Origin of the sequence: Kitasatospora terrestris, from assembly GCF_039542905.1 — a bacterium.
Taxonomy (GTDB): Bacteria; Actinomycetota; Actinomycetes; order Streptomycetales; family Streptomycetaceae; genus Kitasatospora; species Kitasatospora terrestris.
The window spans coordinates 2,739,789-2,753,865 of sequence record NZ_BAABIS010000001.1 but is presented as its reverse complement, the minus strand read 5'-3'; the positions used below and the strand labels follow the sequence as shown (position 1 = coordinate 2,753,865).

Genomic DNA, 14,077 nt, shown 5'->3' with positions numbered 1-14,077 from the left:
ACACCGGGCTCAGGCCCGGGCCGGCGTCAAGCCCGGATTCAGACCGGGATCAGCGGGCTGCTGCCGTGTCTAAGGCACTCCTGGTTGAGGGGCGCCGGGTCGGGCGCGCTCGGGGAGGTGGCGGCGGCGATCCGCAGCTCGATGATGTCGCGGACGGCCGGCCACTCCTCGTCCAGGATCGAGTAGAAGGCGGTCGACCGGACCACGCCGTCCAGCCCGCGCGAGTGCGCCCGGCGGACCCCTTCGGAGGTGGCGCCGAGCCGCTCGATCGCGGCCCGCGAGCGGGTGTTCCGGGCGTCGGCGCGCAGCGAGATGCGGCGCACGCCCCACTCCTCGAAGGCGTGCCGCAGCATCAGCAGCTTGCCCTCGGTGTTGATGCCGGTGCCCTGGGCGCGCGGGGACAGCCAGGTGTTGCCGATCTCGGCGGCGTCCGGCACGGCGAGCAGCGGGTCGCCGTGCGGGACGCCGGGGGTCGGCGGCCAGACCAGCGGGCCCTGCCAGTAGTCGAGTTCCAGGAACCGGGTCGAGCCGACGACCCGGTTGTCGGCGGTACTGACGATGGCGAAGGGCAGCGACCGGCCCGCACCCCGGTCGGCCAGGGCGCGCGCGACGTAGTCGCGGGCGGCTTCCAGGCCGTGCGGGACGGGGGTGAAGGCGTAAGTCGTACGGTCCTCAGCGCCTGCCTCGGCCAGGGCCGGGGCGTGGTGCTCGGCGAGGGGCTCCAGCCGCACGGTGCGGCCGTAGAGGGTGACGGGTACGGGCACGGATCCTTCGGTCCTTCGACGGTCGTCGGGGGCCCGCGCACCAGGGTTGCGGCACGAGGGCAGTGGTCGTTTCGCCCCGGCTTCGGAACGGCCGCCCGGTCCGGTCACGCCCGAGGCTGGGACGTGCGGGGGTGCGGCGGCCCGGAAGCGGGCAGCGCGGTGCCGGAGACGGACACGGGTCGACGGACCGGTCCGGCGGGACGAGCGAGGGGACAGTGTGCGTCCGCGAGATGGCCGAGAGAGAGACGAGATCACGAAGCGAAGCAGGCGGCCAGGTGAAGGCAAGGTGCGCTAGGAGTGGCTGGCCGCACACCGGACCGGGGCGTGGCCCACGACGTGACAGACGGCGTGGCGCGACGACGCGACGATGCGAGGCAGCGAGAGGACGATACCCGTCCGAGGGCAATGCGTCACTTCGCGGCGCGCCATGGGGGGCGCGCGAAGCCGTGCGGTACGCCGCGGACTGTTCGATCCCGGCCGGAATCCTACCTTCCGATCCCGGCGCCACGCAGTCCACCTGCGGTTTTTAGCGGAAGTGAGAGGATTCGCGAGGGGAGGTGAAGACTCTGACCGGAGTGCGGGACCACAGCGGGAATGTCGGCGGCCTCCGCCACGCTGGACTGGACGACAGGTACGACGACGAGACGGGACGGGGTTGGGTGCACCGTGCGTGATCCCAAGGAGCTGTACGAGCTGGAGCCGCAGGGCGTGACCGCGCTGGCGGCCGCGCGGGCCGCCGCCGAGGCGGGCAGCGGTCTGGTGCTGCTCTACCACTTCGAGGGCTTCATGGACGCCGGGGAGGCCGGCGGCCAGGTGGTCTCCCACCTGCTGGAGCACGGGGCGCCGCAGGTGGTCGCCCGGTTCGACCACGACCGCCTGGTCGACTACCGGGCCCGCCGGCCCGCGATGACCTTCGACCGCGAGAGCTGGGTGGCGTACGACCCGCCGGAGATCCTGCTCCAGCTGGTGCACGACTCGGTCGGCGCGCCGTTCCTGCTGCTCACCGGCCCGGAGCCGGACACCGAGTGGGAGCTGTTCGCCGCGGCCGTGGCCGATCTGGTCGAGCGCTTCCAGGTCCGGCTCGCGGTCGACTTCCACGGCATCCCGATGGGCGTGCCGCACACCCGCCCGGTCGGCCTGACCCCGCACGGCAACCGGCTCGACCTGGCGCCGGGCCACCCGAAGTGGTTCGACCAGGCGCAGGTGCCCGGCAGCGCCCAGGCGCTGGTGGAGTACCGGCTGGCCGAGGCCGGGCACGACGTGCTGGGCTTCGCCGTGCACGTGCCGCACTACATCGCCCGCTCGGCCTACCCCTCGGCCGCGGTGGTGATCCTCGAGTCGGTGCAGTCCGCGACCGGTCTGGTGCTGCCCGGCACCGAGCTGCGGGTCCGGACGGACGAGGTGCACGCCGAGATCGAGGAGCAGCTGGCCCAGGGCGACGGCGAGCTGCGGTCGGCGATCCAGGGCATGGAGGGCCAGTACGACGCGGTCTCCGGTGCGGTCAGCCGGGAGAGCCTGCTCGCCGAGGAGGTCGACCTGCCCTCGGCGGACGAGTTGGGCCGGCGGTTCGAGGAGTTCCTCGCCGAGCACGAGCGCGACACCGAGTAGGGTGCGGCGCTCGGGGGTGGCGGCCGCCGCTGTCGCGGTGGCCCTGGGGGTGTTGGTGGCCGGCTGCGGTGGCGGCCCGGCGGAGCGGCCGGTGCCGGTGCCGAGCACCGGTGCGGCGCGGGCGGGCACCGGCGCGAGCCCGAGTCCCGGCCCGGGTGCCGTGCCGCTGGGGCCGTACGTCGCGCTGGGGGATTCGTACACCTCGGGGCTGCGGATCCAGCCCCAGGTAGGGCTGCCGGCGGGCTGTGCGAGGTCCGGGGTGAACTACCCGTCACTGGTCGCTCGCGGCCTGAAGGTGACGGAGTTCACGGACGTCAGCTGCAGCGGCGCCCGGACGACCGACCTGACAGCGGCCCAGCGGACGGACGACGGGACCAACCCGCCGCAGCTGGACGCGCTGACGCCGGCCACCCGGCTGGTCACGGTCGGCATCGGGGGCAACGACGCGGGCTTCCTCGACGTGCTCGGGCGCTGCGCGGTGGAGAGCCTGCGGTCCGGCCTGCTGGGGGAGCGCGCGGTGGCGGACGCGCCGTGCCGGGCGTACTACACCGAGGGCGCGGGCCGCGGCGAGGTGGAGCGGCGGCTGGACGCGGCGGGGCAGCGGCTGGCGTCCGCGCTGGGCGAGATCCGGCGGCGGGCGCCGCAGGCACGGGTGCTGGTGGTCGGGTACCCGGCGCTGCTGCCGGGCGATCCGGCGCGCTGCGCGGCCGCGCTCGGGGACGGCGTGGCGGCGGGGGACGTGCTGTTCGTCGGGGAGCAGGAGCGGGCGCTGAACGCGATGCTCAGCGCCCGCGCGGCGGCCGGCGGAGCGGTCTACGTGGACACCTGGGCGGCCTCGCAGGGGCACGACATGTGCGCGGGTGAGGCGGAGCGCTGGATCGAGCCGCCGCAGCCGGCGGCGGGCGCGGCCCCGGTGCACCCGAACGCCAGGGGCCAGGAGGGGATGGCGGGAGCGGTGCTGGCGCGCCTGCGCTGACGCGGACCGACCGGGGGCTTCCGTCCGAGCCATCGGCGGTTGAGGGCCGTGGTGGTTGAGGGCAGTGGTGGCTGAGGGCCGTGGGCGGCTGGGCACGCAGTCCCCCATGCCCCTGCCGGGGCGCCGGGGTCTCGGAGGGGGACGAGAATGCCTGACGGCCCCCTGCCGGCAGCGTCAGGGCGGGCAACTGCCGAGTTTCGGGGGCCGTCAGGAGCTCAGGTGGTCAGTGGTCAGTGGTCGGTCAGTCGGGTGGTGTGGACGGGGATGCGGGCCGTCTCGTCGTCGAGGCACTCGCCGGTGACCAGGTCGAAGCGCTGCTTGAGCAGCGGCGAGGCGACGTAGACCCGGCCGTCGGCGGTGGAGCCGATCAGGCCGCGGGAGAGCACGTACGCGCCGGTGAACGGGTCACGGTTGGAGACGGCGTGGACGCGGTCGTTGGCGTCCCGGAAGAGCGCGGCCTGCTGGCCGTCCGGGAGGAGGACGGCGACGCCGCGGCCGGGAGCGAGCTGGTCCCAGTCGCAGACGGGGGTCCAGGTGCGGCCGGTGAGCAGTTCGACGCGGGTCTGTACGGCGACGGTGGTCATCGGGTCTCCAGGATGGCGTTGTCGGGGTCGAGGGCGGCGAGCAGCTCCTCCTCGGTGGCGAGCAGGACCAGGTCGGGCTTGATCTGGTCGCGCTCGGGGGTGAAGCGGATGCTGGGGTCGGGCACGCCGGGCGCGTTGACGAAGGAGACGAAGCGGCGCATCCGGTCGGGGTCGGCCAGGGTGGCGGCCCATTCGTCCTGGTAGTCGGCGACGTGGTGGGCCATCAGCTCCTCCAGGTCGGCGGCGATGCCGAGGGTGTCGTGGACGACCACGTCGCGGACGTGGTCGAGGCCGCCCTCGATCCGCTCCAGCCAGGTGGAGGTGCGCTCGAGCCGGTCGGCGGTGCGGATGTAGAACATCAGGAACCGGTCGATGAGCTTGATCAGCCCCTCGTCGTCGAGGTCCTGGGCGAGCAGGTCGGCGTGGCGCGGGGTGGCGCCGCCGTTGCCGCCGACGTAGAGATTCCAGCCGTTGGAGGTGGCGATGACACCGAAGTCCTTGCCGCGGGCCTCGGCGCACTCGCGGGCGCAGCCGGAGACGGCGGACTTGAGCTTGTGCGGGGAGCGCAGGCCGCGGTAGCGGAGCTCCAGGTGGATCGCCATGGCGACGGAGTCCTGGACGCCGTACCGGCACCAGGTCGAGCCGACGCAGGACTTCACGGTGCGCAGCGACTTGCCGTAGGCGTGGCCGGACTCGAAGCCGGCCTCGACGAGGCGGGTCCAGATCAGCGGGAGCTGGTCCACGCTGGCGCCGAAGAGGTCGATCCGCTGGCCGCCGGTGATCTTGGTGTAGAGGCCGAAGTCGCGGGCGACCTCGCCGATCACGATCAGCTTCTCCGGGGTGATCTCGCCGCCGGGGATGCGCGGGACGACCGAGTAGGAGCCGTTCTTCTGCAGGTTGGCCAGGAAGTGGTCGTTGGTGTCCTGCAGGGCGGCCTGCTCGCCGTCCAGGATGTGGCCGGAGGCCTCCAGCTCGGGGGCGAGCGAGGCGATGATCGAGCCGACGGTGGGCTTGCAGACCTCGCAGCCCTCGGCGCCCTCGGGGGCGCGGCCGTGCTTGCGCAGCAGCTCGCGGTGGGTGGCGATGCGCTTGACCCGGACGATCTCGTACAGCTCGGCGCGGGTGTGGGCGAAGCAGGGGCACAGGCCCTTGTCGACCTCGACGCCGCTGGCCTCCAGCTCCTCGCTGACGATGGTGGAGAGCAGCTTGATGCAGGAACCGCAGCCGGAGCCGGCCTTGGTGCACTTCTTGACCTCGGGCACGGTGGTGCAGTTGTGCTCGGTGACGGCGGAGCGGACGGCGCCCTTGGTGACGTTGTGGCAGTTGCAGACCACGGCGTCGTCGGGGAGGGCGGAGCTGCCGAGCGAGACGGGGGCGCCGGCGCCGGCGGGGAGGACGAGGGACTCCGCCGGGACGGGCAGCGGGTTGCCGGTGCCGGCCAGCGGCCGCAGCGAGGCGTACGCCTCGGCGTCGCCGACCAGGATGCCGCCGAGCAGCGCCCCCTCGGGGGTGACGACCAGCTTCTTGTAGATGCCGGAGCGGGAGTCGGAGTAGACCACGTCGAGCGCGCCGGGGGTGTTGCCGAAGGCGTCGCCGAAGCTGGCCACGTCCACGCCGAGCAGCTTGAGCTTGGTGGAGAGGTCGGCGCCGGTGAAGGGCTTGGCGGAGACGTCGGCGAGCTGCTGGGCGACGGTCTGGGCCATTTCGTAGCCGGGGGCGACCAGGCCGTAGACCCGGCCGTCGACGGCCAGCGCGCACTCGCCGATGGCGTAGATGTTCGGGTCACTGGTCAGGCAGTACTCGTCGACGCTGATGCCGCCGCGCTCGCCGACCGTCAGGCCGCTCTCCCGGGCGAGCTGGTCGCGGGGGCGGACACCGGCCGAGAAGATCACCATGTCGGTGGCCAGCGCCGACCCGTCGGTGAAGTCCATCCCGACGGCCTTGCCCTCGGCGGAGACGGTGACCGCCTTGGTGCCGACGCCGGTGTGCACGACCACGCCCATCTCCTCGATGGTGCGCTTCAGCGCCTCGCCGCCGCCGTCGTCGACCTGCACCGGCATCAGCCGGGGCGCGAACTCGACCACGTGGGTCTCCACGCCGAGGCCCTTGAGCGCACCGGCCGCCTCCAGGCCGAGCAGGCCGCCGCCGACCACCGCGCCGACCTTGGCGCCCGCCGCGTACGTCTCGATCGCCTGCAGGTCCTCGATGGTGCGGTAGACGAAGCAGCCCTCGGCGTCCTTGCCGTCGACCGGCGGGACGAACGGGTACGAGCCGGTGGCCAGCACCAGGGTGTCGTACGCCACGGTGTGGCCGGCGGCGGTGGTGACGGTCTTCGCGGCCCGGTCGATGGCCACCGCCGGGGAGCTGAGGTGCACCTGGTAGCCGTGGCGGTCGGTGAAGCCCTCCTCGGCGAGCAGCAGGTCGTCCGCGCTCTTGCCGGAGAAGTACGAGGTCAGGGCGACCCGGTCGTAGGCGTGCCGGGGTTCCTCGGCGAGCACGACGACGCGGTAGCGGTCGGCGGCGCCGGCGTCGGCCAGGGCTTCCAGGAAGCGGTGGCCGACCATGCCGTACCCGACCAGGAGCAGCGTGGGCTTGGTGGTGGTCATCGGGAAGGCCCTCCGAAGTTCGTGCCCAGGGTGGTGAGCAGGTGGAGCGGATGCGCTGACAGGGCCTCGTCGCCCTCCCAGGTGTCGGCGATGGTCCCGACGGTGTCGAGGTCTCCGAGCAGGACGCCGCCGACGAGGCGGTCACCGCCCAGCTCGTCGCGGCGGACGATCACCTTGCGGTAGGAGCCGCGGCCGGCGTCGGTGAGGCGGACCACGCGGTCCTGCGGTCCGGCCGGGGTGGTCTCGCCGAACGCGGCGAGGTCCAGCGGCCGGTCGGTGTGCGGCAGGGTGAGCCGGGTGAGCAGCCGGCTGCCGCGGTAGACGGCGTCCTCGCCGCCGAGCACCCGGGCCAGCAGGTCGGCCTGGGCGATCGCCGGGCCGGCCAGGCCGTAGACCTCGCCGTCGTGCTCGGCGCAGTCGCCGACGGCGTGGATGCGCGGGTCGGAGGTGGTGAGCCGGTCGTCGACCACGATGCCCTTGCGGACCGCGAGGCCGGCGGCCTGCGCCAGGTTGGTGCGCGGGCGGACCCCGACCGCGACCACCAGCAGCTGCGCGTCGAGCCGGAAGCCGTCCGCCAGTTCCACGCCGGTGACCCGGCGTTCGCCGTCGGTCAGGACCGAGCGGACCCGGCACTCGGTGTGCACCTCGATGCCCAGCTCGGCCAGGTGGCCGGCCAGCAGTCCGGCCGCGTCCTCGTCGAGCTGGCGCTCCATCAGGTGCTCGCCCTGGTGGGCGAGGACCGTGGGCACGCCGCGGCCGGCCAGCGCCCGGGCGGCGCTCACCCCGAGCAGCCCGCCGCCGACCACCACCGCCTGCCGGACGTCCGGCAGGTAGGCGTCGATGTCGGCGCAGTCCGCCAGGGTGCGGAACGCGAAGACCCCGGAGGGGAGTTCTCCCCGGGTCTTGGCGGCTGGGAGGCGCCCCCATCGCTCCCGGCCGGAGGCTGGGGGAGAGTCGTCGAACAGGCCGCGCAGCGCGGGCAGCACCGGGTTGGAACCGGTGGCCAGCACCAGGTCGCCGTAGCCGATCGCCGAGCCGTCGTCGCACAGCACCCGGTGCTGGTCGCGGTCGATCCGCACCACCCGGGTGTGCCGCCGGACGACCTGGTCGGGCAGCTCGGTGAGGGCGGCCAGCTCGGGCGCGTACCGCCCGGCCAGCACCTCGGCGAGCAGCACCCGGTTGTACGGGGCCTGCGGCTCCTCGCAGAGCAGCAGCACCTCGCGTCCGCCCCGGGCGGCCACCTGCCGGGCCAGCCGGTGGCCGGCCATGCCGCCGCCCACCACCACTACCCGCGTCTCGGTCGCTGTCATGCCATCGAGCATGGTCGGCGGGTGTTTCTCGTCAGGTGCCGCGCTGTTTCACGGCCGGAACTTAGCCCTCATCGCGGTCCGGCGGAGGCTGTGAGCGGCTGCCGGGAGCGGTTCGGCGCACGGGTCGGCACACGGTTCAACGCACCGTGAACCCGGCCCTGTGCAGGGAGACCAGCGCGTCCGCGCGCCGCCGTTCGGGGACCAGGACCACGTCCGCGTGGTGCGTGGAGGCGGTGAACACCGGTACCCCGGCGGCGGCCAGCGGCACCAGGACGGCGGCGAGCAGGCCGGGCACGTCCAGGCCGTGGTCGGGATCGGCGTCGTACAGCGCGAGCCACCGCTCCTCGTCCGGACCGGCCGGGCGGATCACGGTCAGCCCCTCCGGTGCCCGGACCGCCGCGAGCCAGTCGCCGGCCGGTCCGGCCGCGTCCGGGCGGTGCTCCAGCGCGTACACGCCGTCCAGCAGCCGCAGCCCGCGGGCCTGCGCCGGGGCTGGAGCAGGTTCTGGCACAGGGGCGGACACAGGGGCGGACGCAGGGTCGGGATCCAGCTCCAGGGTGAAGACCACCCGGTCCAGGCCCGGGCCGTCGTAGTCGGGGCGCACCGGCGAGGCGGTGAAGCCGAGCCGGGCGTGGAAGGCCCGCGAGCCGGTGTTCTCCGGGCTGGTGACGCAGCGCACCGTCCGTCGGCCGTGCCGCCGGGCGAGGGCGAAGAACGCCCGGTAGAGCGCCGCTCCGACGCCCGACCCCTGCAGGGCCGGGTCGACGCCGACGAAGTGCACGTAGGCGGCGTCCGGCTCGCTGTCGGAGAGGAAACCGACCAGGAAGGCGGCGAGTCCGCCGTCCGGGTGCTCCACCACGAAGCTGCTCGCGGCGAAGTGCTGGAAGTACAGCCGGGGCAGCAGCAGCGCCCGCTCCCGTGCGCCGGCCGCGCCCTTCAGCCCGCCCCACCAGCGGTCCAGGACGGCGAGCACCCTCGGGTGGTCGCCCTCGACCGGATGACGCGCCGTCAACCCGGGTGGGAGGTCGTCGATCACGCCGGAAGTCTCCCACCCGGCCGGGTCACGGCGCCACGGCTTCCAGCCGCACCGCGCACGCCTTGAACTCCGGCATCCGGGAGACCGGGTCCAGCGCCGGATTGGTGTGCAGGTTGGCATTGCCCTCGCCGGGCCAGTGGAACGGCATGAACACCGTGTCGGGGCGGATCGCGGTGGTCAGCCGCGCGGGGGTGACGGTCCGCCCGCGCCGGCTCACCACCGCGACCCGGTCCCCCTCCCGCACCCCGAGGCGCTCGGCGAGCGCCGGGTGCAGCTCGACGAACGCGCCGGGAGCGGCGTCGTTCAGGGCATCGACCCGGCGGGTCTGCGCGCCGGACTGGTACTGGGCCAGCACCCGTCCGGTGGTCAGCCGCACCGGGAACTCGGCGTCCGGTTCCTCCGCCGCGGGCCGGTGCTGCACCGGCGTGAACCGGGCCCGCCCGTCCGGCGTGGCGAACCGGTCCAGGAACAGCCGCGGTGTCCCCGGGTGCTCCTCGGCCGGGCAGGGCCAGAACACCCCGTCCTCGGCGGCGATCCGCTCGTAGCTGATGCCCGCGTAGTCCGCCACCCCGCCCGCCGACGCCCGCCGCAGCTCCTCGAACACCAGCTCGGGATCGGTCGGGAAGCCCTCGGGACGGCCCAGCAGCGCGGCCAGCTCGTGCAGCACCTCCAGGTCACTGCGCACGCCCCCCGGCGCGTCAACGGCCTTGCGCCGCAGGATGACCCGACCCTCCAGGTTGGTCATCGTGCCGGTCTCCTCGGCCCACTGGGTGACCGGCAGCACCACGTCCGCGAGCTCGGCCGTCTCGGAGAGCACCACGTCACTCACCGCGAGGAAGTCCAGCGCCCGCAGCCGCTCCGCCACATGGGCCGAACGCGGCGCCGACACCACCGGGTTGGAGCCCATCAGCAGCAGCGAGCGGACCTCGCCGCCGAGCGACTCCAGCAGCTCGTACGCGCTGCGCCCCGGCCCCGGCAGCGAGTCGGGGTCCACGCCCCACACCGCGGCGACGTGCGCGCGCGCCGCCGGATCGTCCAACTTCCGGTACCCGGGCAGCTGGTCGGCCTTCTGGCCGTGCTCGCGGCCGCCCTGGCCGTTGCCCTGCCCGGTCAGGCAGCCGTACCCCGCGTACGGGCGGCCGGCGTTGCCGGTCGCCAGGCACAGGTTGATCCAGGCGCTGACCGTGTCGGTGCCCTTCGCCTGCTGCTCCGGACCGCGTGCGGTCAGCACCATGGCGCTCGAAGCATCGCAGAACATCATTGCCGCCGACCGCAGTTGCGGGAGCGGAACGCCGGTGACCGCCTCCACGTGCTCCGGCCAGTGCGCCATCGCCGCCGCCCGGGTCTGCTCCCAGCCGGTGGTGCGCAGCTCGATGAACTCCTCGTCGGTGCGGCCCTCCGCGACCACCAAGTGCAGCATGCCCAGCGCCAGCGCCAGGTCGGTGCCCGGTCGCGGCGCCAGGTGCAGGTCCGCCAGCTCGGCGGTCCGGGTGCGGCGCGGATCGACCACGATCAGCGTGCCGCCGTTCTCCCGGAGCTCGCGCAGGTACCGGACGAACGGCGGCATGGTCTCCGCCGGGTTGGAGCCCACCAGCACCACACAGCCGGCGAACGGGATGTCCGCCACCGGGAACGGCAGCCCCCGGTCCAGGCCGAACGCGCGGATGCCGCCCGCCGCCGCCGACGACATGCAGAACCGGCCGTTGTAGTCGATCGCCGACGTGCCCAGCACCACCCGGGCGAACTTGCCCAGCGCGTACGCCTTCTCGTTGGTCAGGCCGCCGCCTCCGAACACCCCGACCGCGTCCCGGCCGTACGCCTCGGCGGTGGCGCCCACCGCCTCGGCGATCCGGCCCAGTGCCTCCGGCCAGCCGGCCGGCCGCAGGACCCCGTCCTGCCGGACCAGCGGCGTCGTCAGCCGGGCACCGGGCGCCAGCACGGCCGCCGCGTTGGCGCCCTTGCCGCACAGCGCCCCCTGGTTCACCGGGAACGAGGGCCGCTCCACCACCGAGACCGGCACCGGCCCCTCGGCGGCCCGCAGACCCATCCCGCACTGCAGCGCGCAGTACGGGCAGTGCGTGTCAGTGGCGTCACTCATGCGCCCGCCCCGCTCCGCTCGGCAGTCGCTTCGCGACACACGCGCCCCTCGATGATTCGCTCGCTGCGCTCGCTCATGCGCCCGCCCCGCTCCGCTCGGCAGTCGCTTCGCGACACACGCGCCCCTCGATGATTCGCTCGCTGCGCTCGCTCATGCGCCCGCCCCGCTCCGCTCGGCAGTCGCTTCGCGACACACGCCCCTCGATGATCCGCTCGCTGCGCTCGCTCATGCGCCTCAGCGTGCAACAGGGCTGTTTCCACCCGGCGGCCCCCGCGTTACGTCCCCAGCACACGGCCCTCACCGGGGCCGACCCCGCCGCCGTGAGCGCCGTGACATGACCCGTGACCACCGGGCAACCGCACAGAAACAGCCGTCGGCGAGGCTCTTGCCATGACCGTGATCCCGCATCCCGGCCCCGCCGCCCCGCCGAGGGTGCTGCACGCCGCCCGCCGCCCGGCCCTGGTGCTCGTCGCCCACGGTTCGCGCGACCCCGCCGCGGAGGCGGAGATCCGCCGCCTGCTGGCCGCCGTCCGCTCGGCCCGCCCGGAGCTGGACGTCCGCCTGGCGCACCTGGGGCTCAACGCCCCGCTGCTGCCCGAGGTGCTCGCCGAGCTGTCCGGCCGGGTGGTGCTCGTCCCGCTGCTGCTCGGCCGCGGCTACCACGTCAAGGTGGACATTCCCGAGGCGCTGGCCGCCGCACCGCACGTCCACGGCACGGTCGCCGACCCGCTCGGGCCGGACCCGCTGCTCACCGACGCACTGCACGCCCGGCTGCTGGAGGCCGGCTGGGCCGGCCAGCCCGTGGTGCTCGCCGCCTCCGGCTCCCGGGATCCGGAAGCCGCCGTCGACACCGGGGCGCAGGCCGCGCTGCTCGCCGCCCGGCTCGGGGTCCCGGTCCGTCCCGGCTACGTCGCCGCGGGCGGCCCGAGCGTCGCCCGGCAGGTCGCCGCACTCACCGCGGAGGGCCATCCGGAGACCGCCGTCGCCGGCTACTTCACCGCGCCCGGCGACTTCGCCCGCCTGGCGGCCGCGGCCGGTGCGACCCTGGCCTCCGCCCCGCTCGGCTCCCACCCGCTGATGGCGCGCCTCGTCCTGCACCGCTACCAGTCCGTCGTCCGGGCCCCCGTCCGCCTGGCGGTCTGACGAGGCCCCCGGTGACGCACTGCGGCGCCGCCGCAGGCCGGCCGGGGCCGGTTCTTGCGGGCTCTGCCGGTTCTCAGGCGGCCAGGGCCGCGGTCGGGGCCGGGACGGTGTCGGGGAGCCGGAGGGGCTCGGTCGGCAGGTCGCGGCAGGTGCGGAGCGGGGAGAACCAGAGGATCAGGGCCGCCAGCGGCACGCCGGCGGTGAGGATCCACATCGCGGGGAGCACGCCCAGCCGGTCGCCGAGCAGGCCGCCGACCAGCGCACCGACCGGGATCGCCCCGAAGTTGAGGACGGCGCTGCTCGCGGAGAGCCGACCGAGCAGCTCCGGCGGGCAGTAGCGCTGCTGGAAGGTGGACTTGATGACGTTCCCGGCGACGACGCCCGCCGAGACCCCGAAGCCGCCGACCACGTACAGCACCAGCCGGGCCCCGCCCGCGGTCAGCGGGATGAGCACCGCGAGCGAGGGCAGTGCCAGCTCGAAGAAGAGCATCGCCCGGGCGGTGCCCATCCGCGCGGCGACCCGGCGGGCGACGGCCGCGCCGGCGATGCCGCCGGTGGAGGCGACGGCGGCGAGCACGCCGACCGCGCCCTCGGCCACGCCGACCTCGCGGATCAGGAAGACGACGACCAGCGACTGGTACCCGGTGAGCATCAGGTTGGAGGTGGCGCCGAAGAGCGTGAAGGTGCGGAACCACCGGTCGCCGGCGACCAGCCGCAGGCCCTCCGCGATCTCCTGCCGCAGCGCCCGCTCCGGCCGTTCGGCGCGGGCCGGCTCGCGGTGGCGGATCCGCCGGGTGCACCACAGCGAGAGCGCGAACGTCCCGCTGTTGGCGAGCAGGCCGGAGACCGGCCCGGCGAGCTGGGCGAGGAGTCCGCCGGCGCCGATGCCGGCGATGCCGGCGGCGGAGGCGCTGCCGTGGAGCTTGGCGTTGCCCTCGGCCCGGTCGGCGGGGTCGAGCAGCCGGGGCAGGTAGGCGGTGTACGCGGTCTGGAAGAACACCCCGGCGACGCCGGTGGCGAGGGCGACCACCAGCAGCTGGGCGAGGCTGAGCATGCCGAAGTGCGCGGCGAGGGGCACGGTCGCGAAGAGCAGCAGGGAGGCGGCCGAGGCGGCGAGCATGATCGGTCGGCTGCGCAGCCGGTCGACCCAGACGCCCACCGGGAGGCCGATGAGCAGCCAGGGCAGCCAGCCGGCGGCGCCGAGCAGGCCGACCTGGAAGGTGGAGGCGTGCAGGGCGGTGACCGCGATCAGCGGCATGGCGAGGCCGGTGACGGCGGAGCCGAACTTGTTGGCGGTCTCGCCGGTCCACAGCAGGCGGAAGTCGCGGTGGCGGCGCAGCAGCCCGCCGGTGGTCTCGGTGTTCGTCCCGGCACTCATGGGGTTTCCTTCCGCGGCAGGGCCTGGAGCTGGAGCAGGACGGGGCGGGCCGCCGGATCGGGTTCGGCGTCCGGGTCGGGCGTGTGGCGTTCGATGACGTCCATCAACTCGTCGATGAGCGAGCGCAGTTGGGTGGGGGTGAGGCGCAGCTTGTTCCAGTCGGAGACGGTGCCGGCGCCGCGCCACTCCTCGGGCCACTCGGTGGCCATCGAGTCGGCGACCCGCTGGTACTGGGAGCGGAGCAGTTCGCCGAGGTAGACGTCGAGGGCGGCCCTGGTCTGCGGGTCGCGGTCGAAGTCGGTGGTGTTGAGGACGTTGCGGCTGCGGGTGGCGCGCCACCACCGCTCGCGCTTGGTGCCGCGCTCGGGCTCGTCCTCGATGAAGCCGTGCTCGGCGAGGTGGCGCAGGTGCCAGCTGATGGTGCCGGTGGACTCCCCGAGCCGGTCGGAGAGCTTCGCCGAGGTGGCGGGGCCGTTCTCGCGCAGCTCGTCGAGGATCCGCATGCGCAGCGGGTGGGCGAGGGCGCGCAGGCTCCTGGCGTCGATCTGACGGCGGGGCAGTTCCTGGTTCATGC

General features: G+C 74.4%; 12 protein-coding genes. 3 read left to right on the top strand and 9 right to left on the bottom strand.

Translation table 11 applies throughout. From position 1 onward, the window contains the following. Nucleotides 1-38: 38 nt before the first annotated feature. Nucleotides 39-764, bottom strand: a complete 726-nt coding sequence (locus ABEB06_RS12690; protein WP_345696958.1) for a GNAT family N-acetyltransferase — start codon at nt 762-764, stop codon at nt 39-41. 666 nt (nt 765-1,430) lie between these two features. Between ABEB06_RS12690 and ABEB06_RS12685 the strand changes: the two genes are divergently transcribed. Together ABEB06_RS12685 and ABEB06_RS12680 are read left to right on the top strand one after the other, a co-directional pair. Then, nucleotides 1,431-2,372, top strand: coding sequence for a PAC2 family protein (locus tag ABEB06_RS12685; protein ID WP_345696957.1), 942 nt, complete (start codon nt 1,431-1,433; stop codon nt 2,370-2,372). 16 nt (nt 2,373-2,388) lie between these two features. Then, nucleotides 2,389-3,348 carry an SGNH/GDSL hydrolase family protein gene (locus tag ABEB06_RS12680; RefSeq protein ID WP_345696956.1) on the top strand — a complete coding sequence of 320 codons (960 nt, stop codon included), beginning with the start codon at nt 2,389-2,391 and terminating at the stop codon, nt 3,346-3,348. Nucleotides 3,349-3,578: 230 nt separating this feature from the next. On the opposite strand, the gene nirD is transcribed toward ABEB06_RS12680, so the two are convergent. The 6 genes from nirD to ABEB06_RS12650 all read right to left on the bottom strand — a co-directional run bounded on the left by nirD (nt 3,579) and on the right by ABEB06_RS12650 (nt 11,211). After that, a complete protein-coding gene (gene nirD / locus ABEB06_RS12675) occupies nt 3,579-3,932 on the bottom strand; it encodes a nitrite reductase small subunit NirD (protein ID WP_345696955.1) in 354 nt (117 codons plus the stop codon). Continuing rightward, nucleotides 3,929-6,538, bottom strand: a complete 2,610-nt coding sequence (gene nirB / locus ABEB06_RS12670) for a nitrite reductase large subunit NirB (protein ID WP_345696954.1) — start codon at nt 6,536-6,538, stop codon at nt 3,929-3,931. Before nirB ends, nirD begins: the two co-directional genes overlap by 4 nt. Beyond that, the gene (locus tag ABEB06_RS12665) at nt 6,535-7,848 is read right to left on the bottom strand and encodes an NAD(P)/FAD-dependent oxidoreductase (protein WP_345696953.1); all 1,314 of its coding nucleotides are present in this window, start codon (nt 7,846-7,848) and stop codon (nt 6,535-6,537) included. Before ABEB06_RS12665 ends, nirB begins: the two co-directional genes overlap by 4 nt. A 136-nt stretch (nt 7,849-7,984) precedes the next feature. After that, nucleotides 7,985-8,884 (bottom strand): GNAT family N-acetyltransferase, encoded by a 900-nt coding sequence (locus ABEB06_RS12660; protein ID WP_345696952.1) that lies wholly within the window; start codon nt 8,882-8,884, stop codon nt 7,985-7,987. A 25-nt stretch (nt 8,885-8,909) separates the two neighbouring features. Continuing rightward, nucleotides 8,910-10,982 (bottom strand): molybdopterin oxidoreductase family protein, encoded by a 2,073-nt coding sequence (locus ABEB06_RS12655; protein WP_345696951.1) that lies wholly within the window; start codon nt 10,980-10,982, stop codon nt 8,910-8,912. 73 nt (nt 10,983-11,055) lie between these two features. Further along, the gene (locus ABEB06_RS12650) at nt 11,056-11,211 is read right to left on the bottom strand and encodes a hypothetical protein (RefSeq protein ID WP_345696950.1); all 156 of its coding nucleotides are present in this window, start codon (nt 11,209-11,211) and stop codon (nt 11,056-11,058) included. A 161-nt stretch (nt 11,212-11,372) separates the two neighbouring features. On the opposite strand from ABEB06_RS12650, the gene ABEB06_RS12645 reads away from it, so the two are divergent. Then, nucleotides 11,373-12,125: a sirohydrochlorin chelatase gene (locus ABEB06_RS12645; protein WP_345696949.1), complete on the top strand. Its 753-nt coding sequence runs from the start codon at nt 11,373-11,375 to the stop codon at nt 12,123-12,125. A gap of 73 nt (nt 12,126-12,198) precedes the next feature. Here the strand turns inward: ABEB06_RS12645 and ABEB06_RS12640 are convergent, their stop codons facing one another. Together ABEB06_RS12640 and ABEB06_RS12635 are read right to left on the bottom strand one after the other, a co-directional pair. After that, on the bottom strand, nt 12,199-13,503 hold the full coding sequence (locus tag ABEB06_RS12640; protein ID WP_345696948.1) for an MFS transporter: 1,305 nt from the start codon (nt 13,501-13,503) through the stop codon (nt 12,199-12,201). Next, nucleotides 13,500-14,075, bottom strand: a complete 576-nt coding sequence (locus ABEB06_RS12635; RefSeq protein WP_345696947.1) for an ArsR/SmtB family transcription factor — start codon at nt 14,073-14,075, stop codon at nt 13,500-13,502. The genes ABEB06_RS12640 and ABEB06_RS12635 overlap by 4 nt, the downstream gene beginning before the upstream one ends. Between the last annotated feature and the right edge of the window lie 2 nt (nt 14,076-14,077).